Source organism: Alcanivorax quisquiliarum, from assembly GCF_023051175.1.
Taxonomy (GTDB): domain Bacteria; phylum Pseudomonadota; class Gammaproteobacteria; order Pseudomonadales; family Alcanivoracaceae; genus Isoalcanivorax; species Isoalcanivorax quisquiliarum.
Genome location: NZ_JALKII010000005.1, coordinates 46,760 through 67,960 on the forward strand (window position 1 = coordinate 46,760; position 21,201 = coordinate 67,960).

Here is a 21,201-nt window from a genome sequence, read left to right on the forward strand (position 1 = left end):
GCATGAGGCGGAGTCTGTTAGCGACCTTGGCTGTCACGCTGGTTTCACCCTGGGCGACAGCGGATCTGCGCTGGCCGCCCGCTGCGGCGGAGCTCAGCGACATGCCGGTGGTGCTCACGCCGGCGCGGCTGCGACAGCCGCAGACGGAAGTGCCGGGCAGCGTGACCGTGATAGATCGGGCGCTGATCGAGGCCAGCGGTGCTCGCGAGCTTTACCAGTTGATGCGGCTGGTGCCGGGCATGGCCGCCGTCAACGTGGACGGCAACGTGCCCACCGTGGCCTACCATCCGACGCAGGCGCGCGATACCCGGCGCATGCTGGTGCTGGTGGATGGCCGCTCCGTTTATCAGCCCGGTTTCGCACGCGTGTTGTGGAATGATATTCCGCTTGCGATTGCCGATATCGAGCGCATAGAGATCAGCCGTGGCCCCAACGCGGCCGCCTACGGCGCCAACGCCTACACCGGCATCATCAATATCATCACCCGCCATCCGGCCGATGTGACCGACACCACGGTTGCGGCACGCGCCGGCAATAACGGCGTGCGTGATGTACGGCTGACCGATGGCCGCCGGTGGCACAGCGGTGCAATACGGCTGACTGCCACCCAGCGTGCAGACGACGGCTATGACGCACGGCAGAGCGTGTTCGGCTATCCCCAACGCGACAGCAAACGGATAGAAACGCTGGATAGTCGCGGCATCCAGCACCTGAGCGAACGCGATACCCTGGAGTTTTTCGCCGGTGGCAGCCGCAGCACCTTGCAGCGACCGGCCAACGAAGCGCTGCTGGATTTTGTCGATTACACCGAACTGCCCAGGGAAGATAATCAGGCCGCTTTTTTGCAGTTGCGCTGGTCACGCGAAATCAGCGACCGCCACCATCTACGCGTGCAGGCCTATGGCCAGCGCTCGCGCAGCATGACCCGCCAGCAACTGTGCACGCTAGACCCGGTGACCGGCACGCGGGGGCCGGGCGGGGGCATTTTCTACAGTCGTGAAGCACGCGAGCTTTATGAGGCCAATGGCCGTGATCTGGCGGCAACCCTTGCCGGGCTGACCGCCGATCCGGGCGTGGCCGGCCGTTACATGGTGCTCGCCAGCAGCGGCGCTCCGGCGTTTTGCCATGGCTTGCGGCAAGATATCCGCGAGCAGCGGGCTGATCTGGAAATCGAGGATACCCTGGCATTGCACGACCGGGTGCGACTGGTCAGCGGTGCCAGCATTCGGCACGAGCGAGCGTCGTCGCAATTTTTTCTGCGCGGCACGCATGAGAATCATAGCCATGCACTGTTTGCAAACCTTGAGCTGAACCCGCTTGATCCGTTGCACATCAACCTGGGCGGTTTTTATCAGCACGATGATATAAACGGCACCGCCTTCAGCCCGCGGCTGGCGATCATCTGGACACCAGCGCCGGGGCACGGCGTGAGGCTGGTACGGTCCGAGGCCGTGCGCAGCGTCGATGCCTATGAAGATCAGGCCGACACCCGCGTCTACCCGACCCGGCTGCCGGCGGCGATCCGAGACAACGCAGCGAGCTTGCTGGGATGGTCGTCACCGGAGCTGTTCGTCACTCAGCGTAGCGAAGGCGGGCTGGAGCCGGAGCGTATACTGGCCCGTGAGCTGGGTTATTTTGGCCGCATTGGCCAATTTGAGATCGATGTCCGGTTTTTCAACGAATCACTGACGAGACTGATCAGCCGTGCGGTGAACCCGTTTGTCTTCGAAGCGCGCAATGCCGACCGAGTCGATCACCGCGGCTGGGAAGCGCAGTGGGGCTGGCGTCTGCACCGCAGCCACCTGCTGCGGGTGACCGCCGCACGGGTTCTCACCGATGCCAGCGTGCGCACTGAGCGGCGCATGATCGCGCGTAACAGCGGTAGTCTGCTGTGGCGCTTCGACGTGGCGGATGGCTGGCTGTTATCCACGGCGTATTATCTGGCCAAGGACTACAACGATTTCCGCTATGAACAGGCGACGTTGCAACTGGCGCGTCGCCAGCGTATTGGCCCAACGGAACTGGAGCTGCGAGCAGTGATTGAGCATCGATTCTCTGACCACCCCGTGGTTTTCCAAGAAAACCGTCATCGTGACCGCAGCCTTTACTGGCTCTCCGCTGCGCTGAGCTTCTGACGGATACCATGATGAGGGCCGACCGGCCATTGGTGGCGATACTATTATTGTGCCTGGCACAGGGCGCTGCGGCTGTGTCACGCCTGGCAGTGGTGGGGGGCACGGAGGAATTCCGCACTCATTTCACCTCGGCGCTGTCTGCACAGCTTGTCGCCGGGGGGCTGCCCGCACCGGCCATTGCCGCACCGCGCCGCAGCGACCTGGTGCTGGCGCTCGGCGACGAGGCATTTCAAGAGGCGTTGCACCTGAACCGGCCCGTGCTTGGCCTGTTTATCTCACGCAATATCGCATTGGAAGCGTTTACCGCCGGCTGTGCCTGTTCTGCCTTTTTCAGTGAAGCGGACCCCGTGCGGCAGCTGCGTCTGGCGCAGGCATTATTCCCCGCCGCCCGTCGCATCGGGCTGATTACCAGCCCGGAAACAAGCTGGGTGGCGGGCTTGCTGGCCCCTTATGCGGAGCGGGAATCACTGCTGTTGGTGCACACAGCGCTGGCGGACAGCAATGCGCTGGCTCGTGAGTTGCCGCGACTGCTGCCGCAGGTCGATCTGTTGCTCGCCATCAGCGACGAGCGGCTCTACAGCGAAGCGACGGCGCGGCTGATCCTGCTGACCAGCTACCGCCAGAACAAGCCTGTGATCGGGCCAGATGAGCTGTTCGTGCAGGCCGGCAGCGTTGCTACCAGTTACAGTAGCGGCGCCGACATGGTCAAACAGGCCGCCCGAGCGGTGCTGGATTTTGCCGAGCGCGGCTGGCTGCCGCCGCCGGATTTTGCCAACGTATTTTCGCTACGACTCAACAGCCATGTGGTGCGCGCCTACGACGTGCCCATGGTGGACCCGGACGCTCTGCAACGGCAATTGGAGGCTGGACAGTGAAACAGGCTACGCGCCCGCCACGACACCACCCCTTGCGCCAACAGCTCCAGTGGCTGGGCATCCTGCCGGCGCTGATTTTGCTGATCCTGTTGCTGGGCCTGCTGACCTGGCAGCGCTTTGGTGACGTCGAAGCGGAGCTTGATGGTAAAGGCCGCTTTGTCGTGCGGCATCTTGCATCGGCATCGGAATACGGCGTGCTCTCAGGCAACTACGAAGATCTGCGCCAGCAAGCACGCCTGGCGCTGCAAGACCCGGAAGTGCGTTATGTGCTGTTCACCGACATTGAAGGAGCGGTGCTGCTTTATCAGGGGGCCGAGGAGCATGACGCACTGGCCGAGCAGCACCAGGAATCACTGCGCACTTATCGGGCCCGTATCTATCGCCAGCCGCTGCTACTGGCAGCAGACGTGGCGCCGATGCTGCCTGTGGCAGCGCCGTTGCGGCCGGAAGCCATCGGCGAGGTAACGCTGGGATTATCAAACGCCTCGGTAACCGCCCGGCAGCGAGAGATCCTGCTGGCCTCGCTGGCACCCGCGCTGGCGGCAGTGATCGCCGCCTTGTGGATTGCGGCACGACTCGCACGCACGATTGCCGCACCGATCAATCAGCTTTCACAGCTGGTGCGCCAGATACGCGGCGGCGGCTACCATGTGCGCGGCAGCCAGCCCCTGCAAGGTGAGCTGGCTGGCCTGCAGAACGATATCAATGAACTGGCTGCCGCACTGGAGCGAGCGCGCCGCGAGCAGGATGCAGCGATGGCCGATCTGCGCGAAGCGCGGCAGCGCGCAGAAGCTGCAAGCCAGGCGAAAAGCGGCTTTCTCGCCATGATGAGCCATGAGCTGCGCACGCCGATGAACGGCGTGGTGGGCATGCTGCAACTGCTGGAAACCAGCCCGCTGAGCCGCGAGCAGCGCGAATACGCAGCCGCGGCGATTCAGTCCACCAACCATCTGCTGGAGGTGGTCAACGACATTCTGGATTTCTCTCGTATCGAGTCCGGGCGCATGACCACCGAGCAATTATTCTTCGCCCCGGAAGAATTATTGCGCAACTGCGTGGCCAACTTCCGCTACCTGGCCCAGCAAAAAGGTTTGCAACTGAATCTGGAAGGCATGGAGGCGCTGACCGGGCTGGAGGTGCGTTCCGACCCGACCCGTATGCGGCAGATATTGAGCAACTTGCTTGCCAACGCCATCAAATTCACGGATCACGGGCAGGTGACGGTGCGTGCCGCAGCGGAGCTGGTGGAAGGCTCCAGCCGCGTGGTGCTGTATCTGATCGTCGCCGACACCGGCATCGGTATCGCCGCCGACAAGCTGGACGGGCTCTTTGATGCGTTCTCGCAGGTGGATTCTTCCACCTCCCGGCGCTACGGCGGCGCCGGCCTCGGGCTGGCGATTTCCCGGCGGCTGTGCACCATGCTGGGCGGCCAGCTGGAGGTGGATTCTACCCTCGGCGAAGGCACCTGCTTTACCGCTACCTTCACCCTCGACAGCCGGCCCCGCAGCGAGCGTTTGCGTAGTGACGGTGCCCAGGAGCGTTCGCCGCAATTACAGGGCCGTGTATTGCTGGTGGAAGACAACGCCATCAACCGCATGGTGGCGCAGCGCATGCTCGGCAACACAGGCCTGGCGATCAGCACCGCTGAAAACGGCGAACAAGCGCTGGTGTTGTTGGAAACCGAGACGTTTGATTGTGTGCTGATGGATATTCAGATGCCGGTGCTGGACGGGCTGGAAGCCACCCGGCAACTGCGCCAGCGCGAGCGGGCGACAGGGCGGCGGCGCACACCGGTGGTGGCATTGACTGCCAATGCCCTGGCCGGGGAGCGAGAGCGCTGCCTGGCGGCTGGCATGGATGATTACCTGCCCAAGCCGTTCCAGCGCCGCAAATTGCTGAACGTGGTGGCCCGCTATCTGACACACACAGCGTAGGCCGGGCGAGATAGACGGCGAGCGCCAGCGGCAATGGTGCCAAAGCGCCGCGCCAAGCCAGCGGCGGGAAGTGCCAAAGCGTCACCGCGCTGGCATCAGCGCTGCCGATACCGCTACACCGGCGCAGGCGTTGCGCAATAACGCTACTCCCGATCGTCGGCCACATGCACAGCGATCACTTCGGATTCCACTTCACCATCCACCAGACGCGTGCGCAAGCGAGCGCCTGGCGTGGCGCTGGCCACGGAGCGTAGCGCCGCGCCCTCGATAAAGCTGATGCTGTATCCGCGCCCCAGCGTGGCCAGCGGGCTGGCGGTATGCAGCCGTTGGCCGAGCTGCGCCAGCTCCCGTTGCGCCTGCTTCAGTTGCCTTGGCACAGGCGGCACCAGCCGGCGGGCAAGCGCGTTCACTTCCTGTTGCCGGCGAGCCAGCAGCGCCGCCGGGCTCTGCGCGTGCAGGCGGCGCGATAGCTGATGGGCTCGCTGGCCAGCCAGTGCCAACTGATGGCGAATCTGTCGCCGCAAACGTGCATCCAGCTCATCCAGCTGCTGGGCATGTTGCTCCAGCCGCTCACGCGGGTGCCGCAGGCGGCGGCGCAGGGCAGTGAGCTGCTCCGCCTGCTGCCGCAGCACCGCCTGCATCTGGCGAGCCAGACGACGAGCCGCCACCGCCAGCTGATCCTGCACCAGCGACAGATCCGGGCCGACCAGCTCCGCCGCCGCGGATGGCGTAGGCGCCCGCACGTCGGCCGTGAAATCCGTCAGCCCGGTATCGACCTCGTGGCCCACGGCGGAGACCACAGGAATGCCGCTGGTAGCCACATCGCGAGCCAGTTGCTCATCATTGAATGCCCACAAATCCTCCAGTGAGCCACCGCCCCGTGCCAGAATCAGCACATCGCATTCGGCGCGCGCATTGGCCAGCGCCAGCGCCGCTCGCAACTGAGCGGGAGCATCGCGGCCTTGCACTGCGGCCGGGTACACCAGCACCGGAATCTGCGGGCAGCGGCGGGCCAGCACATGCAGGATGTCGCGGATCACCGCCCCGCTGGGCGAGGTGATAACGCCGATCTGACGCGGCAGCGCCGGCAGCGGCCGCTTGCGCGCCGTGTCGAACAGCCCCTCGGCGTGCAACTTGGCCTTGAGCGCCTCGAACTCCTGCCGCAGCCGGCCTTCGCCCGCTTCCTCCATGTGCTCCACCACCAGCTGGAAGCTGCCACGGGGCACATACAGCGTCACCCTGGCCCGCACCAGCACCTGCAAACCATTGCGCGGCGTGAAGCGCAGCAACTGGTTGCGATTGCGGAACATGGCCGCCGTCACCTGGGCACGATCGTCCTTCAGGCTGAAATACAGATGCCCGGAAGCGGGGCGCGACAAATTGGAAAGTTCGGCCTCCAGCCAGATCAGCGGGAAGCCGCCTTCCAGCAGACCCTGGGCCTCCAGATTCAGTCGGGAAACGCTGTAAACACGGCGTTCTGCCACCGGGTGGCCGCGCAGGATATCAAGGTCTTTGCTCATGGCCGGCAGTCTAGCGGGTTCCGCCGGCGCCTGCGCGCTTACGATTGACATTTACCCGAAACCGTAGAGAGCCTATAATTGACCGCTTAATTTTCGCCCACATCTGGTACGGTGCCTTATGCTCAGAATTGTGCAAGAAGCACTGACATTCGATGACGTCCTTCTGATTCCCGCTTTCTCTGAAGTACTGCCTGCGGATGTCTGTCTTAAAACCCGTCTGACACGTGAGATCAGCCTCAATATTCCGCTGGTTTCTGCGGCTATGGATACCGTGACTGAGCATCGCCTGGCCATCGGCATGGCGCAGGAAGGCGGCATTGGTATCCTCCACAAGAATATGGAGATCGAGGATCAGGCGCGCCACGTGCGGCTGGTGAAGAAATTCGAGAGCGGCGTCGTCAAAGATCCGATCACGGTCAGCCCCGATACCACCGTTGCCCAACTGTTGCGCATCACCAAGGCGAACAATATCTCAGGCGTGCCGGTGGTTTCCGGCGACAGCGTGGTGGGCATCGTGACCAGCCGCGATACGCGCTTCGTGACCGAATACAATCAGCCGGTCTCGGCGGTGATGACCGGCAAGGATCGGCTGGTGACCGTCAAGGAAGGCGCCAGCGCCGATGAGGTGCAGCACCTGCTGCACCGCCACCGCATTGAAAAAGTGCTGATCGTGAACGAAGCCGGCGAGCTGCGCGGGCTGGTCACGGTGAAAGATATCGAGAAATCCGCCATGTTCCCCAACGCGTGCAAGGATTCGCTTGGCCGGTTGCGCGTCGGTGCGGCAGTCGGCACCGGTGCGGATACCGATGCCCGTGTCGAAGCACTGGTGGATGCCGGAGTGGACGTGATCGTGGTGGATACCGCCCATGGCCACTCCCACGGTGTCATCAATCGCGTGGCATGGATCAAGAAGCACTACCCGCAGATTCAGGTGGTGGGCGGCAATATTGCCACCGCCGATGCCGCGATTGCCCTGGCAGAAGCCGGCGCGGATGCAGTGAAAGTGGGCATCGGCCCCGGCTCCATCTGCACCACGCGCATTGTCGCCGGGATCGGCGTACCGCAAATCTCGGCGGTATCCGATGTGGCCGATGCGCTGGCAAAATACGACATACCGCTGATTTCGGACGGCGGTGTGCGTTTCTCCGGTGATGTTGCGAAAGCCGTTGCCGCGGGCGCCAGCTGCATCATGATCGGCTCGCTGCTGGCGGGTACGGAAGAGGCGCCGGGCGAAGTGGAGCTGTTCCAGGGCGGCTATTACAAGGCCTACCGTGGCATGGGCTCACTGGGCGCCATGTCCGGCAAGTCGAACTCCAGCGACCGCTATTTCCAGGATGCTTCGGCAGGCGTGGAAAAGCTGGTACCGGAAGGCATCGAAGGCCGCGTGCCCTACAAAGGCCCGATGACCAATATCGTGCACCAGCTGATCGGCGGCCTGCGTGCCTCCATGGGTTATACGGGTTGCAGCAACATCGACGAAATGCGCACCAAGCCCCAGTTCGTGAAAATCACGGGCGCCGGCATGAAAGAGTCGCACGTTCACGATGTGACCATCACCAAAGAAGCACCCAACTACCCGATAGGGTGATTCAAGGGTTTCAGCAACAGGCACGGCAGGCGCCGGGAACCCGGCGCCTGAACCAGACCGGTCGAGCCCGCTCGGCCGTTTTGTTTTTTGTAGCGTCGGCCGCCCGCCATCGGGCCGCCGGCCGATAAACACAGCGCACGGGCGTAACGCCCTGGCAAGCACCGGAACGGCGGCACATGAAAGATATTCATTCACAACGTATCCTGATTCTTGATTTCGGCTCGCAATACACGCAGCTGATTGGCCGCCGCGTGCGCGAAATCGGGGTCTATTGTGAAATCCGCGCGTTCGACATGAGCGACGCCGAGCTGCGCGAATTCCGGCCGGCCGGAATTATCCTCTCCGGTGGCCCTGAAACCCTGACAGTAACAGAAGCGCCACGAGTACCGCAGGCCGTGTTCGAGCTTGGCGTCCCCGTGCTGGGTATCTGCTACGGCATGCAGGCCATGGCCGCGCAGCTTGGTGGCGCCGTCATCAACGGCGAGAAGCACGAGTTCGGCTATGCCCGTGTGGAAAAGGTGGATGCCAACACACTGCTTGACGGCATCGTCGATCACGAAGAAGACGCCCGCAATTTCCTCGATGTGTGGATGAGCCACGGCGACCGTGTTGGTGCAGTGCCGGAAGGCTTTGTCGTCGCCGCACGCACCGATGCCTGCCCGGTTGCCGCCATGGCGGATGACCAGCGCCGCCTGTACGGCGTGCAGTTCCACCCGGAAGTGACCCACACCCTGCAGGGTGGCCGCCTGCTGGAGCGTTTCGTGCGCGACATCTGCGCCTGCGAAAAGCTGTGGACACCGGGCAACATCATCGACGATGCCATCGCACAGATTCGCCGCACCGTGGGTGATGAAGAGGTCATCCTCGGCCTCTCCGGTGGCGTGGACTCCTCAGTCGTCGCGGCATTGCTGCACAAGGCCATCGGCGACCAGCTGACCTGTGTGTTCGTCGACAACGGCCTGCTACGCCACCGCGAGGGCGAGCAGGTAATGGAAATGTTTGCCGAAAACATGGGCGTGAAAGTGATCCGCGTCGATGCGGAAGAGATCTTTCTCAGCCGCCTGACCGGTATCACCGATCCGGAGCAGAAGCGCAAGATCATCGGCAATACCTTCATCGATATCTTCGACGCCGAGGCCGCCAAACTCGCCAATGCAAACTGGCTGGCCCAAGGCACCATTTATCCCGACGTGATCGAATCGGCCGCCAGCAAAACCGGTAAAGCGCATGTGATCAAATCCCACCACAACGTGGGCGGCCTGCCCGAGCACATGAAACTGAAACTGGTCGAGCCATTGCGCGAACTGTTCAAGGACGAAGTACGCAAGATCGGCCTGGAGCTCGGCCTGCCGTATGACATGGTCTACCGCCACCCCTTCCCCGGCCCCGGCCTTGGCGTGCGCATCCTCGGCGAAGTGAAAAAAGAATACGCCGAAACCCTGCGCCTGGCCGACCACATCTTCATCACCGAGCTGCACGAAGCCGGCCTGTACCACAAAACCAGCCAGGCATTTGCCGTGTTCCTGCCGGTGAAATCCGTTGGCGTCGTCGGCGATGCCCGGCGCTACGAATACGTCGTCGCGCTGCGTGCAGTAGAAACCATCGACTTCATGACCGCCCGCTGGGCGCACCTGCCGTACGAATTCCTGGAAAAAGTATCCAGCCGGATCATCAATGAAATTCCGGGGATCAGCCGGGTGACTTATGATATTTCTTCGAAGCCACCGGCGACGATTGAGTGGGAATGATTGGCCGTCTGGCACCATCAGGCATCTGAAGGCATAAAACGCCGCTAAGCCCGCGAAATTGCGGGCTTTTTGGTAATTGGTCGAGCCTGCCGTACCTGTCGCTCCACCGAAAGGGGTATGGTTCTTGTCGTTTGTATGGTTGACAGTGCCGGCCTGCGGCTGCTGTCAGTGACGGCGGGTTGGAGGAGGTGTGTCTGGCGGTACTGATTGCAAATTGCAAAAAATGTGCCGTGGTCGAAAGGGTGGGCGACGCCAGCCACCCCGTGAATACCGGAGAGTTGGTGCAACAGGTGGAAAAGCAGTTGGTGGAGCTGGATACGTTGCTTGCCGGGCGTGAGCACATCGACGCCGATGATTTTACGTTATATCCGTCGCTGCGCATGCTCAGTATCGTCAAGGGCGTCAGTTATCCTGCCAACGTAAAGCAGTACATGACGTGCCTGGAGCAGGCCATTGGCGTGTCGCTGCATTGGGATCAGGCCAGCTAGATCGGCGTGCATCAATTGTCAGGTGAACGAGGCGGGCCAGCGCGGCCCGCTTTGCATGATCGGTGGTTGCGGCCGTCGGCACGCCGCAAGAGTTATGCAAGAGCCCGGTCTGTTTTGCTCCGGCCTGCCTGCAACGGCGGTTGGTTATTGTGTGGTCATGCTCTTTCCCTCACGTTGGTTCTGTGCGTGCGCTACGGCCACAGATGCCGATGCCGCTCCCACCAGGCCAGCGCTCTCTGCCGGTTCTCGGCATTGCTGTCTTCCGTCAGCACGGTATCAAGCTGTAGGTAATCACCATCGGTTTCGGCTTGAAGAGCTGTGTCCTGGGAGGCCAGCATCAGTGCATAGAGGGCTAGTTTGAGCTCATAGGGATCGGCGGTGTCGAGGCGCTCCATCAAGGCCGGGATGGCAGGTTTGCCGATTTCGCCGAGCGCTTCGGCGGCGGTATACCAAGGCCGGGGGTTGTCGCTGTCACCGTAGGTTTGCACGTAGCTGCGGTCGGGGAGCCGGGTGATGTAGTAGTAGGCGGCTTCCGGCTTGGTGGAGGCGTCGGTGCTGGTGTCGTTGCCTGCCGCAGCCGGCGATAGCTCTGTGCAGCCGGTTAACGCCGCAAGAGCCAGAAATACAAGAATATATTTCGATGAGCAGATCAGGGGGCGCATAGGGGCCTCGTGTTTTTTATTCGCCTTTTTTAATAACCTCGGATCATGGCATTCCCCGATTGCCAATCCAAGAGCACCGGCTGCCGTGTGTCGTGATGTGGCTGCCGCTGGCCCTGATATGCAAAAGCAGCCTGTCAGGCCAACGTGTCCGCTAGCGCCTTGATGATGATTACCGCTGGTAGATCTGTTTGAGCGTGAAGTTTAAAAGTTTATAAGCTGTCTTGTAGCGTTTCATGCCTTTGCATAGTGTGGAGGGGGCATAGCGTGGACGGTATAGCGTGAGCGATGCCACGATCTATAGTCAGGATTTTTTTATTCTACAGGGAGCGTAACCATGGCCATGAGTGTGATCAGCGGTCGATTGCAGCAATTCGGTTTCCTGCTTCTGGCAGCCATTCTTGGGTTGGTGGGTTGTTCGGTATCGCCGCCCGACGGGGTTACACCAGTGGCACCGTTCGAGCTTGAGCGCTACCTGGGCAAGTGGTACGAGATTGCCCGGCTGGATCATTCCTTCGAGCGCGATCTGGATAACGTCACGGCGCAATACAGCGTGCGGCCGGATGGGCATGTAGAAGTGATCAACAGTGGTTTTGATCGAGATACGGGTGAGCGTAAAGAAGCCGTCGGCATCGCGAAGCCGATTGGCGAGCCGGGTGAGGGCTCGTTGAAAGTGTCCTTCTTCCGGCCGTTTTACAGCGGTTATCACGTGGTGGCGCTGGATAATGAGTACCAGTGGGCCATGGTAATCGGGCAAAGCCGAAAATATTTCTGGATTCTTGCGCGCCAGCCAGAGCTGCCGGCGGGCGTGCGTGAGCAGTTGCTGGAACAGGCCGCAGGGCTTGGCATTGATGTGTCTGCGTTGATCTGGGTGGATCAGGGTAGGCATGGCGGTTGATGGGAGCGCGGGGTGCAGTGTTCGGGCGGGGCGCGATTTTCACGGTCGGGTTGGTTGGTGCGGTGGCGGTGGTCGTGGCCGGTTTTCTGCCTAACCCGTATCTGATGTATGTGCGCAATATTGCGCCGCCCCATGGTTACCCGCTGGACATCGTGCTCTGGTTGCTGCTGCTGATTACGATTCAGGGGCTGTTGTCTTATGCCATCCTGCGCCCGGCGTCGTATCGGCGTTCATACTGGCGCGCTTGGGCGGTGCTGCTGCTGGCGCTGCCTTTCAGCTTGCTGGCCGTGGTGAGTGCCATGCATGCGCCGCCCCCGGTAGTGGCTTATATCTACTGGAGTTTCGCTGTTATTGCAGGTGCGCTGGCATTGGCGCTGTGGTCGTCCGTGATGGCCTTGCGTGCGCGTTTCGCGGTGCGCTGATCAGCCAGCGCGGCGCCGGCGCCAGAGTAAAATGCCGGCTGCGACCTGCACGACACCGTAGAGCACCGAGAGCACACCTACCCAGAGCGTGGTCACCACCAGCCCGGCAATCGGGCTGGATAAAAACAGCGCGCCGAGCACGATGGCAAGCCCGCCGCTGAGACCGATCAGCCATTCGCCTCGGATAAAGCGCCGCACACGTGTGGCAAAAACGATGCGAAACAGGCCGCCGATGATTAGCCAGGCACCCAGTAGCAGGATCAGAATGCCAGCGGTTGCAGCAGGGTTGAGCACTGTGAAAATGCCAAACAGCAGAGAGGCGATGCTGTAGATCACCAGCCAGCCTCGCGGTAGTGTGTGCTGGCCATCAAACAAGATGGCGATAGAAATCAGCCCTTCGGCCAGCGCCATCACACCCAGTGCCCAGGCCAATGCGATGGCGGCATCCAGCGGGCTGACCAAGGCAAAGGCACCGAATAATAGTGCCATGGCACCGAACAACAGTAGGATCCCGGCATTGGGCCGGGGGAATGGCGGCGTGGGCATTAGCATGGCCTCCTTGCGGGGTGGATTCCTCGCCCATCGGGGCGGCTGCTACCTTGGCCCAGCGAGGCGGTGGCAGCAAGCGGCCCGGCCACGGTTGAACGTAAAATTTGCAGGTTGGGTTGTGTCGTTACTTGCCGGAACGCGAAGGGCTGAGGCATCGGCATCTCCGTTAAGACATTGATTGCTCCAGTGGGCGCTTTCGCCAGTGCGCGCCCTGGCGTAAGGCGTAGCAGAGGGCACCGTGATAAGCGTAGCTCGGCAATGTTGCTGAGGAGGCTGGTGGTGGAAAGGTTGGCTGGCGCTTCCGCCCGTACGGTGTGCCATGGGAGGCGTTATCGGCAAGCTGATTTTGGCTCATCGCGGGTGGGGGCGCCTTGGCCGGTTCGCGACAGTTGGAGCAGGTGCTACCTTCTTTGTTTTTGAAAGTTCTTTGATATCAATATGATATTGCTGGGGGTCGCTTTCGTGCTTTGTCCAACGGGCCGGAAACTCTCTGCCCGCAGCTTGGCACATTAGTGTGATCTGTTTTGCAATGTTGGCGAATTTGGCTAGACTGGATGGCTGCTACAGCAGATGCGTCCGCGCAGCGCGGCTCAGGGAATGTCTGGTTGCAGCACAGTGCCAGGAAGTATGGTCTTGGGAAGGGCCAGTGCAGTATGGCTGAAGGACAGTGCCGATAATAATAAAAAGGCGGTTTCACCAAGCCCGCAGTCTTTCCTCCTTTGCCTCCTTAAGCCTGCCGAGGACGCGTAACAACAACAAAAGGGGGATTTGTAATGCGTATCGGTATTCTGGTGGATTCCACCTGCGATCTGCCTGAGGCGGATTTTGCACAGCATAATATTCGGGTAATGCCTATCTCGATTCGCCTCGGCGATGAGTTGCTTGTGGATGAACGCGATGCGGCCGCCACCCAGCACTTTTATGCCGAACAGATCGACACAAAAGGGGTGGATGCAGAATCGATTCCGTACACCTCCGAGCAAGTTCAGGCCGTATTCCTTGAGCGCCTGGTAATCGATTACGATCTGGTGTTCTGCATCACGGTATCCAGCCGTCACAGCCAGATTTTCGATAATGCGACGCGCGCCTCGTTCGGTATCCTGAAGCAATATCGGGCAGTGCGGGCTGCGGCCGATGTGCAGGGGCCGTTCTCCATGCGCGTGATCGACTCCAAGACAATTTTCGCCGGCACCGCGGTGCTGGTGGCCGAGGTGGCGGCGCTGATCGAGGCCGGCGTGCCGGCCAACGAGATCCGCCTGAAGATCGACGAAATGATCCCCAACGTATGCGGCTACATGGTGCCGGCCAATCTGGGCTATGTGCGCGATCGGGGGTTTCGCAAGAACGATCGTAAGGGCCTGGGCGATACCATGCGCGGCATGGCGTTGACGCTGGGCTCGGCGTTGTCGATGCACCCGGTGATCAGCATTTATCGCGGTGAGGAAAACCCGGCCAACGTCAATCGCAGCTATGAGAAATCAGTCGCCCGCATGCTTGGCCATGTGACCGAGCGCATTACCGCCGGCGAGCTGATGTCCAGCAGTGTGTGCCTGAGTTATGCCGGCGATATTACCCGCGTGCCGGCCATGCCGGGTTACGACGAATTGGCCAAGGCTGCGCGGGAACGCAATATCCAGTTGAAACTGGCGACCATGAGCGCAACCGGTGCGGTGAACGTGGGGGCGGGTTGTCTGTTCATTGCCTACGCAGGCAAGCATGTAAAAATGTAGCGCATCGTCCACGGCCTGCTCGGCAAGGTAAGCCGAGCGGGCGCATGCCGGCACTCGTCAACGAATGTTAAAGCTCCGCTTCGAACCGTTGTGGCGCTGCCCGGCCTTGGGTAGCGTCAGGCTATGGCGATTCCCTCCGAAATATCTTCACCTCCTGTATCGCTGACCGGCGAGGAGCCGTTGTTCATCGTGCTCAATACCGGTTCCGGCCGCCATGCCGAAGGTGAAGTGGAACGTGAGATCCGGAAGGGCCTGGCGGCGGCCGGGCGGCGCTTTGTATTGCTGCCAGTGAGGGACGGGCGCCGGTTGCCGGCCACTGCCCGGCAGGCGGTGGCGCAGGCGCAGGCCGAGGACGGCATTGTGGTGGCGGCGGGCGGCGATGGCACACTCAACGCGGTCAGTCAGGCGGTGCTTGGCAGTGGCCGGCCATTCGGCATTTTGCCGCAGGGCACCTTCAATTATTTTGGCCGCGCTTTCGGGATTTCCCAGCAGACCGACGAGGCGGTGCAGGTGCTGCTCGATGCAGTGCTCAAGCCGGTGACTGTGGGGTTGGTGAACGACCGGGTGTTTCTGGTCAACGCCAGCCTCGGCCTTTATCCGCGTTTGTTGGAAGACCGCGAAGCCTGGAAGCAGCGCTTTGGTCGCAGCCGCACAGTGGCGTTCTGGTCGGCGCTGGTGACATTGAGCGGGGCGCACCGGCAACTGACGCTGACACTGGAAACCGAGCGCGGCAGCCGAGCGCTGCGCTCGCCCACGCTGGTGGTGGGTAATAACCCGTTGCAACTGGAGCAGATCGGTGTCGATGAAATCGATCAGCTTGCGCAAGGCCGGCTGGTGGCGATGACAGCGCGGGAGCTGACGCCGCTGGCTTTGTACGGCCTGTTGCTGCGCGGTTTATTGAGCCGGCTGGGTGATGCGGAAAACGTCATCACGTTCGGCTTTGATTCATTGACGGTCAAGCTGCGTGGCCGCCGTCGGGTGAAAGTCGCCATGGATGGCGAGATATGCCGGCTGCCCACGCCGCTTGAGTTTCGCGTGGCGCCGGAGCCGCTGTGGTTGCTGGTGCCCCGGCAGCCAGCGCAACGAGAGCAGGGCTGATGCGTCTGTTGCACCTGTCTGATCCGCATTTCGGCACCGAGTTGCCGGATGTGTCTGCGGCCTTGCAGCGGTGGGTCGCAACGCATCGCCCGGCACTGATCATGCTCGGTGGCGATATCACGCAGCGAGCACGGCGTCGGCAATTTCAGGCGGCACGCGATTTTCTGGATGGCCTTCAATGCCCGGTGATCGCCGTGCCGGGCAATCATGACATTCCGTTGTTCAATCTGGCTGCACGTATCCGCTCGCCGTATGGCAATTACCGGCGCGCCTTTGGCGAAGAGCTGGAGCCGGCGCTTGAATCGAACGAGCTGTTGGTGATCGGCGTCAACAGTACGACGCCCAGGCGGCACAAAAACGGCGAGCTGACAGCGGCACAGATCGAGCGCGTGCGCCAGCGATTGGCGCGGGCGCGCCCGCAGCAACTGCGGATAGTGCTGCAACATCATCCCGTACGCGCGGTAGAGCGGCGCGATCAGGCCAATCTGGCCATTGGCCATGAGCAGGCCATCTCGGCCTGGGTCGGTGCGGGCCTTGATGTGCTGTTGTCGGGGCACATTCACCTGCCTTATGTGCTGCCGCTATGTGGCGCAGCAGGCCGACGGGGGTGGGCGGTACAGGCCGGCACCGCGCTTTCGCACCGGGTGCGTGGCGGTGTGCCAAACTCGTTCAATGTGCTGGATTACGATGGCACGCACTGTATTGCCGAGCGCTGGGATTATGCCGCCCCGGCCGACGCATTTGTATGCAAGCAGCAGCACGCGTTGCCACTGGCGCGCTAGCGTTGCTGTAAATCGCCAGCTCTTTCGGGCCAGCCGAGGTTTTCTGTTTTTTGCCACTTTTGCCACTAAAGACAGCGGCGTCAGACGTCACCCAGCCGGCGTGCAGCCCCGGCGCGCACGCCAAGAAAAACCTGCACCACCACGCAACCAACACACAATGCCAGCACCGCCGACCAACTACCGAGCCAGTCGTGGATGGCGCCGGCCAGCGCCGGGCCGGTGGCGGCAAGCAGATAACCCAACCCTTGGGTCATGCCCGAGAGTGCGGTGGCGGTGCCGACACTTGCGCTGCGCAGGCCGACAAATGCCAGCGCCAGAATAATGCTGGCACCGGTGCCAAAGCCGTAGGTCAGGCACCACAGCAAGCTCCAGCCCGGCAGTAACATCAGCCCCAGCAGCCCGGCCAGGGCCAGCAGCGTGACACACATGGCTGCGGCGCGCAGGTCTTGCCGCTGCCGCAGCAGCGGAATCAGCACCAGCCCTGGCGTGGCGGATGCGATCTGCAACAGGCCGTGCAGCTCGCCGATGCGAGCGGGCGAAAAGCCATGCGGCTGGAGCATCGCCGGCAACCAGCTGATCACGATGTAATAGACAAACGAGTTGAGCCCGAAGAAAAAAGTTACCTGCCAGGCGAGCGCATAACGCCAGACAGGGCGCGCCAGCGGCTGAGATATCGCGGGCTGTTGCGTCGGCTGCGGTGGCGCCCCGCGCTCCTGTTGGCGCCCCTGTTGGCACGAATGTTTGCGCCATTGGGGCAGCCACGTCACCAGCGCCAGCACGGCCACAGCCAGCGGCGCGATCAGGGCAATATCCCAGCCGGTCTGGCTGAGCTGCGATAACGGAATTGCCGCTGCTGAGGTGATTCCGGCAGCAATACCCATGGTCAGGGCATAGGCGGCGGTGACGGTGGTCACCCGCTTGGGGAAGTTTTGTTTCACCAGGGCGGGCAGCAGCACATTGCCCACCGCGATGGCGAAGCCGATCAGCAAGGTGGCCACAAATAATGCAGCGACCGAACCGCTGACGCGCAGTAGCAGTGCCCCGACAAGCACAACCAGCGCGTAGCCGAGTATGCGTGCCAGCCCCCATCGCTGGCCCAGCTGTGCTGCAACGGGTGACATCAGCGCAAAGGCGAACAGGGGCAGTGTTGTCAGAAAGCCGGCGGCGCTCGCGCTGAGAGAAAAATGGCTGCGCAGCAGATCAAGCACAGGGGCTACGCCGGTGATGGGTGCGCGCAGGTTGGCAGCGATCAGCAATATGCCGATAAAGACCCACGCCTGCACAGCGGGGCGCGCCGAAGAAAAACCAGAAGCCATGGCAAGCGCCAGCAGTATCGAAGCCGGTTACTATAGCAGACCGGCGCTCGCACACTGTCCGGCGTTGTAAAAGTTGAGCGCTGCACCGCAGCGCGTTATGTTGCTCTGCCTTCCGTGGCGGGTAGCCGCTGCGGTGTGAGCTGTCGTGCGGGATGCCGGCAACAGGCTGGTGTGATGCGCTTGTTCGTGGTGAGCGTTTTTCTTTTTTCAGGGTGTCTTGATGCACGAACTGCGCGCATTGTTTTTCTTCAATATGTTGTCCCTCACCGCGATGATGGCGTTCGTACCATTGATTGGCCCGATCATTCGCGAGCTGGACATGGCCGAGTGGCACGGCGGACTGATGGTGACCATGGCCGGCGTGTTCTGGATGACACAGGCGCGCCGCTGGGGGCGGGCCAGCGATCGACACGGGCGCAAGCCGATACTGATGCTGGCGGCTTCCGGTTATGTGCTCGCTTATGCGGCGATGGCCGGCTTTCTCGACTATGCGCTGGCGGCGCCTCCGGCGATCTGGCTCACACTGCTGGTAATGGTCATTCTGCGCAGCATGGTGGGCGGTTTTTATGCCGCCATTCCTACCGTCAGCGCGGCGCAGATGGCGGACGTATCAAGCCCGGTGCAGCGCGCCTCGATGATGTCGCGGTTAGGTGCGGCCAATGGCATGGGGCTGGTGCTCGGGCCGATGCTTGGTGGCCTGCTGGCCGGGCACAGCTTGTCGTTGCCGCTGTATATCGCGGCGGCGTTGCCGGCGCTCGGGCTGGTGTGGCTCGGCTGGGCGCTGCCTCGGCACGCGCCGCGCAGTGTCACGCCACCGCCGCCGGTGCATGTGTTGGATAAACGGCTGCGCATTCCTGCGTTGGCCATGCTGTTGGCGATGGGCTCGGTGATTGTGTCGCAGATGGTGGTCGGTTTTTACGCCATTGATCGCCTTGGCCTGGATAGCCATGCCGCAGCAACGCTGAGCAGCCTCGCCATGACAGCCGTCGGGGTAACGCTGATCGTCGTGCAATTGAGCATGAGCCGGATTCCGCGGCTGGATAGCGCCCGTTGCTTGATGTGGGGTGCCTTGCTAGCGATGCTCGGTTTTGTGCTGGTCACGCTTTGGCACAGCCGCGCCGGCATGGTGATCAGTTACAGCGTCATGGCAGCCGGTTTGGGCATGGTGTTCCCGTCGATCCAGACACTGGCCGCCAACGCGGTGGCAGAGACCGAGCAGGGCACGGCCGCCGGCACGGTGGCTGCCGTGCAGGGGATGGCCATGGTGGTGATGCCGTTGTTGAGCACCGTGCTTTACAAGATTCGCCCGGAAGCGCCTTATTTTTGTGCCGCTTTGTGCCTGTTGCTGCTGGGTGTGCTGGTGGCACGAGCGTCCCGGCGAGGTGCGGGCGTTGCCGCGCCAGTGGAGGCGGCTGCGGCGAGAAGGGTTGAAGGTAAATAAAACCTCCTATAATGTCTTGTCTGACTGGCGTTCGTTCGAGCGCCAGCCGAAGTGCCTGATCAAGGAGAGAGATCATGTACAAGACAGGATTGCTGGCTATCGCAACACTTCTGGTTTCCCTTACCGCTGCCGGAGCGGCTCGGGCAGCACCGCCGGACTGGCTGCTGTGTGCCCTCATTGCTTTGCCATCCATCAGTTGACGCCTGCGCAGTAACGCGTCATAAGCGGGTTCGTTTATTTAACCGGAACAGGAACCCGCTATGCACCAGCCTGATGTTGGCAAGCTTATTCTTCGTCTCACGCTTGGGGTGCTCATGCTGTTGCATGGCATCCACAAGCTCACCACCGGTATTGCCGGCATCAAGGGGATGCTGGCCAGCGCCGGGCTGCCTGAATTGCTTGCCTATGGCGTGTTCGTGGGTGAGGTGATTGCACCGCTGATGGTGATTGCAGGTTTTTATATGCGGGCCGGTGCTGCGCTGATTGTGGCGAATATGCTGGTGGCGATAGTGCTGGTGCACATGAGCGAGCTGTTCGCACTCGGCGGCATGGGCGGATGGGCGCTGGAGCTACAGGGCTTTTTCCTGTTCACGGCGTTGGCGCTGCTGTTCCTGGGGCCGGGCAAGTATGCGCTGCGCAGATAGCACGGCGTAGATAGCACGGTGTAGATAGCACGGTGTAGATAGCACAGTGCGCTGATTCAGAAAGCCCCCGGCAAGCGGGCCATGTTTCCGCCTGCCGGGGGCGCGCCTGAATAACGCCTGAATGATGTGCGGCATCGCGTCATCATTCCGGTTTCAAGCCACTGGGTTCAGCGGCTGGGGTGCGTTTACCGCTTGAGCTTTTCCTTGGTGTCACCGAATTTCGATTGCACCTTGCCGGCGGTATTCTGCACTTTGCCTTCTGTTTCGAGCTTCTTGTTACCGGCGACCTTGCCAGCGATTTCCTTGGCCTTGCCCTTTGCTTCCTCGGTGCGCCCCTTGATCTGATCCTTGTTCATCGTGACGTCCTCGCAATAGTGGAAATTGACAGAGCAATGCTGCTCTGCAAGAAGTCTGACCAGCGAAGCGGCAGAACAGCCAAACAAAATCTGTAAAATCGAATTGCCGGTACGGCGGTGCTCGCCGCGCTGGAAATACCACTGTTATGCTTGCCGGTGGCCACGCCACTGTTCACTGTGAGTCACTGTGAGGAAAACCATGTTCAACGGCCTGCGCCGCTGGCGTGAGAACCGTCGTCTTGCTGCATTGGCAGTGCCCCCCGAGCAGTGGGAAGCCGCCGTCGCCGGCTGGCCGGTGGCTGCTCGTTATCAGGGAGAAGAGCGGACCGCGTTGCGCGAGATGGCGTTACGATTTTTGTTGCGCAAGGGTTTTGCCTCCGGTGCGGGCTTTCACATTACCGACGAGATGCGGCTGAAGATCGCCACTATGGCCGCCGTGCCGGTATTGAAGCTGGGCCTGAACTGGTATGACGGCTGGTATACCGTGGTGCTGTACGAAGGCGCGTTCATTCCCAATCACCAGCAGCCGGATGAGTTCGGGCTGGTGCATGAGCAGGGCGAGGTGCTCAGCGGTGAAGCCTGGGAGCAGGGGCCGGTCATCCTGTCGTGGGAAGATGTCTGTGCAGCGGGCACGGAAGAGGGCTACAACGTGGTGTTGCACGAGATGGCGCATAAACTTGATATGCGCGATGGCGGTGTCAACGGTGCGCCGCCGCTGGGCGATCTCGATGCCGTGCGCTGGCACGCGGTTTTTACCGAAGCCTGGGAGGATCTGGCCGCGAGAGAGCGCAATGGTGAGCCGCTGCCCATTGATGGCTACGCCCTGGAAGATCCTGGTGAATTTTTTGCCGTCGCCACCGAAGTGTTTTTCGAGGTGCCCGAGCGCATCCACGCTGCCTGGCCTGCGCTCTACCAGCAGCTGAGCGCGTTTTATCGCCAGGACCCTCTGGCCATGGCACGGCGGCTTGCCTGATATGCAGGGCCGAGAGCGTGGTCGAGAGAGCCGCAGGGCGAGCGG

Annotated in this window: 19 protein-coding genes; 14 read left to right on the forward strand and 5 right to left on the reverse strand. The window is 61.8% G+C overall.

What is annotated here, in order from left to right:
- Positions 1–2 precede the first annotated feature (2 nt).
- Genes MU846_RS08710 through MU846_RS08720 form a run of 3 tightly spaced genes read left to right on the forward strand, consistent with a single transcriptional unit; the run spans position 3 to position 4,944 of the window.
- Positions 3–2,135, forward strand: a complete 2,133-nt coding sequence (locus tag MU846_RS08710; protein ID WP_246951744.1) for a TonB-dependent receptor plug domain-containing protein — start codon at positions 3–5, stop codon at positions 2,133–2,135.
- Positions 2,136–2,146: 11 nt separating this feature from the next.
- Entirely contained in the window at positions 2,147–3,010 is an 864-nt protein-coding gene (locus MU846_RS08715; RefSeq protein ID WP_246951746.1) for an ABC transporter substrate-binding protein, read from the forward strand.
- Entirely contained in the window at positions 3,007–4,944 is a 1,938-nt protein-coding gene (locus MU846_RS08720; RefSeq protein ID WP_246951748.1) for a response regulator, read from the forward strand. The genes MU846_RS08715 and MU846_RS08720 overlap by 4 nt, the downstream gene beginning before the upstream one ends.
- 143 nt (positions 4,945–5,087) lie before the next feature.
- Here the strand turns inward: MU846_RS08720 and xseA are convergent, their stop codons facing one another.
- A complete protein-coding gene (xseA, locus tag MU846_RS08725; protein WP_246951750.1) occupies positions 5,088–6,464 on the reverse strand; it encodes an exodeoxyribonuclease VII large subunit in 1,377 nt (458 codons plus the stop codon).
- Between the two features lie 118 nt (positions 6,465–6,582).
- On the opposite strand from xseA, the gene guaB reads away from it, so the two are divergent.
- From guaB to MU846_RS08740, 3 genes are all read left to right on the forward strand, one after another.
- Positions 6,583–8,052: an IMP dehydrogenase gene (gene guaB / locus MU846_RS08730; protein ID WP_246951753.1), complete on the forward strand. Its 1,470-nt coding sequence runs from the start codon at positions 6,583–6,585 to the stop codon at positions 8,050–8,052.
- Between the two features lie 176 nt (positions 8,053–8,228).
- A complete protein-coding gene (gene guaA / locus MU846_RS08735; protein WP_246951755.1) occupies positions 8,229–9,800 on the forward strand; it encodes a glutamine-hydrolyzing GMP synthase in 1,572 nt (523 codons plus the stop codon).
- A gap of 263 nt (positions 9,801–10,063) precedes the next feature.
- Positions 10,064–10,288, forward strand: a complete 225-nt coding sequence (locus tag MU846_RS08740; RefSeq protein ID WP_371738817.1) for a hypothetical protein — start codon at positions 10,064–10,066, stop codon at positions 10,286–10,288.
- Between the two features lie 191 nt (positions 10,289–10,479).
- Here MU846_RS08740 and MU846_RS08745 read toward each other — a convergent pair whose 3' ends face one another.
- Positions 10,480–10,950, reverse strand: coding sequence for a hypothetical protein (locus MU846_RS08745; protein WP_246951759.1), 471 nt, complete (start codon positions 10,948–10,950; stop codon positions 10,480–10,482).
- A gap of 334 nt (positions 10,951–11,284) precedes the next feature.
- On the opposite strand from MU846_RS08745, the gene MU846_RS08750 reads away from it, so the two are divergent.
- Positions 11,285–11,845 (forward strand): lipocalin family protein, encoded by a 561-nt coding sequence (locus MU846_RS08750; RefSeq protein ID WP_246951761.1) that lies wholly within the window; start codon positions 11,285–11,287, stop codon positions 11,843–11,845.
- Positions 11,845–12,267, forward strand: coding sequence for a hypothetical protein (locus MU846_RS08755; protein ID WP_246951764.1), 423 nt, complete (start codon positions 11,845–11,847; stop codon positions 12,265–12,267). The genes MU846_RS08750 and MU846_RS08755 overlap by 1 nt, the downstream gene beginning before the upstream one ends.
- On the opposite strand, the gene MU846_RS08760 is transcribed toward MU846_RS08755, so the two are convergent.
- Positions 12,268–12,813 (reverse strand): HdeD family acid-resistance protein, encoded by a 546-nt coding sequence (locus MU846_RS08760; protein ID WP_246951766.1) that lies wholly within the window; start codon positions 12,811–12,813, stop codon positions 12,268–12,270. It lies immediately after the preceding gene.
- A gap of 776 nt (positions 12,814–13,589) precedes the next feature.
- Here MU846_RS08760 and MU846_RS08765 point away from each other — a divergent pair.
- The 3 genes from MU846_RS08765 (at position 13,590) to MU846_RS08775 (ending at position 16,426) form a co-directional block, all read left to right on the forward strand.
- Entirely contained in the window at positions 13,590–14,546 is a 957-nt protein-coding gene (locus MU846_RS08765) for a DegV family protein (RefSeq protein WP_246951768.1), read from the forward strand.
- 123 nt (positions 14,547–14,669) lie between these two features.
- Positions 14,670–15,644 (forward strand): diacylglycerol/lipid kinase family protein, encoded by a 975-nt coding sequence (locus MU846_RS08770; protein WP_246951770.1) that lies wholly within the window; start codon positions 14,670–14,672, stop codon positions 15,642–15,644.
- Positions 15,644–16,426: a metallophosphoesterase family protein gene (locus MU846_RS08775; RefSeq protein ID WP_246951773.1), complete on the forward strand. Its 783-nt coding sequence runs from the start codon at positions 15,644–15,646 to the stop codon at positions 16,424–16,426. The genes MU846_RS08770 and MU846_RS08775 overlap by 1 nt, the downstream gene beginning before the upstream one ends.
- 80 nt (positions 16,427–16,506) lie before the next feature.
- On the opposite strand, the gene MU846_RS08780 is transcribed toward MU846_RS08775, so the two are convergent.
- Positions 16,507–17,742, reverse strand: coding sequence for an MFS transporter (locus MU846_RS08780; protein WP_246951775.1), 1,236 nt, complete (start codon positions 17,740–17,742; stop codon positions 16,507–16,509).
- Positions 17,743–17,962: 220 nt separating this feature from the next.
- On the opposite strand from MU846_RS08780, the gene MU846_RS08785 reads away from it, so the two are divergent.
- Together MU846_RS08785 and MU846_RS08790 are read left to right on the forward strand one after the other, a co-directional pair.
- On the forward strand, positions 17,963–19,183 hold the full coding sequence (locus MU846_RS08785) for an MFS transporter (RefSeq protein WP_246951777.1): 1,221 nt from the start codon (positions 17,963–17,965) through the stop codon (positions 19,181–19,183).
- A 260-nt stretch (positions 19,184–19,443) separates the two neighbouring features.
- Complete coding sequence (locus tag MU846_RS08790) at positions 19,444–19,827, forward strand: DoxX family protein (RefSeq protein WP_246951779.1); 384 nt, start codon at positions 19,444–19,446, stop codon at positions 19,825–19,827.
- Between the two features lie 185 nt (positions 19,828–20,012).
- Here MU846_RS08790 and MU846_RS08795 read toward each other — a convergent pair whose 3' ends face one another.
- Entirely contained in the window at positions 20,013–20,183 is a 171-nt protein-coding gene (locus MU846_RS08795; RefSeq protein WP_246951781.1) for a CsbD family protein, read from the reverse strand.
- A 199-nt stretch (positions 20,184–20,382) separates the two neighbouring features.
- Here MU846_RS08795 and MU846_RS08800 point away from each other — a divergent pair, with 199 nt between their 5' ends.
- A complete protein-coding gene (locus tag MU846_RS08800) occupies positions 20,383–21,156 on the forward strand; it encodes a M90 family metallopeptidase (RefSeq protein WP_246951783.1) in 774 nt (257 codons plus the stop codon).
- Positions 21,157–21,201: the final 45 nt, after the last annotated feature.

Bases quoted from the DNA above. Each gene is read 5' to 3' on its own strand.
- MU846_RS08710 (WP_246951744.1), top strand. From the start codon at position 3: ATGAGGCGGAGTCTGTTAGCGACCTTGGCTGTCACGCTGGTTTCACCC.
- MU846_RS08715 (WP_246951746.1), top strand. From the start codon at position 2,147: ATGAGGGCCGACCGGCCATTGGTGGCGATACTATTATTGTGCCTGGCA.
- xseA (WP_246951750.1), bottom strand. From the start codon at position 6,464: ATGAGCAAAGACCTTGATATCCTGCGCGGCCACCCGGTGGCAGAACGC.
- guaB (WP_246951753.1), top strand. From the start codon at position 6,583: ATGCTCAGAATTGTGCAAGAAGCACTGACATTCGATGACGTCCTTCTG.
- guaA (WP_246951755.1), top strand. From the start codon at position 8,229: ATGAAAGATATTCATTCACAACGTATCCTGATTCTTGATTTCGGCTCG.
- MU846_RS08745 (WP_246951759.1), bottom strand. From the start codon at position 10,950: ATGCGCCCCCTGATCTGCTCATCGAAATATATTCTTGTATTTCTGGCT.
- MU846_RS08750 (WP_246951761.1), top strand. From the start codon at position 11,285: ATGGCCATGAGTGTGATCAGCGGTCGATTGCAGCAATTCGGTTTCCTG.
- MU846_RS08755 (WP_246951764.1), top strand. From the start codon at position 11,845: ATGGGAGCGCGGGGTGCAGTGTTCGGGCGGGGCGCGATTTTCACGGTC.
- MU846_RS08760 (WP_246951766.1), bottom strand. From the start codon at position 12,813: ATGCCCACGCCGCCATTCCCCCGGCCCAATGCCGGGATCCTACTGTTG.
- MU846_RS08765 (WP_246951768.1), top strand. From the start codon at position 13,590: ATGCGTATCGGTATTCTGGTGGATTCCACCTGCGATCTGCCTGAGGCG.
- MU846_RS08770 (WP_246951770.1), top strand. From the start codon at position 14,670: ATGGCGATTCCCTCCGAAATATCTTCACCTCCTGTATCGCTGACCGGC.
- MU846_RS08775 (WP_246951773.1), top strand. From the start codon at position 15,644: ATGCGTCTGTTGCACCTGTCTGATCCGCATTTCGGCACCGAGTTGCCG.
- MU846_RS08780 (WP_246951775.1), bottom strand. From the start codon at position 17,742: ATGGCTTCTGGTTTTTCTTCGGCGCGCCCCGCTGTGCAGGCGTGGGTC.
- MU846_RS08785 (WP_246951777.1), top strand. From the start codon at position 17,963: ATGCACGAACTGCGCGCATTGTTTTTCTTCAATATGTTGTCCCTCACC.
- MU846_RS08790 (WP_246951779.1), top strand. From the start codon at position 19,444: ATGCACCAGCCTGATGTTGGCAAGCTTATTCTTCGTCTCACGCTTGGG.
- MU846_RS08795 (WP_246951781.1), bottom strand. From the start codon at position 20,183: ATGAACAAGGATCAGATCAAGGGGCGCACCGAGGAAGCAAAGGGCAAG.
- MU846_RS08800 (WP_246951783.1), top strand. From the start codon at position 20,383: ATGTTCAACGGCCTGCGCCGCTGGCGTGAGAACCGTCGTCTTGCTGCA.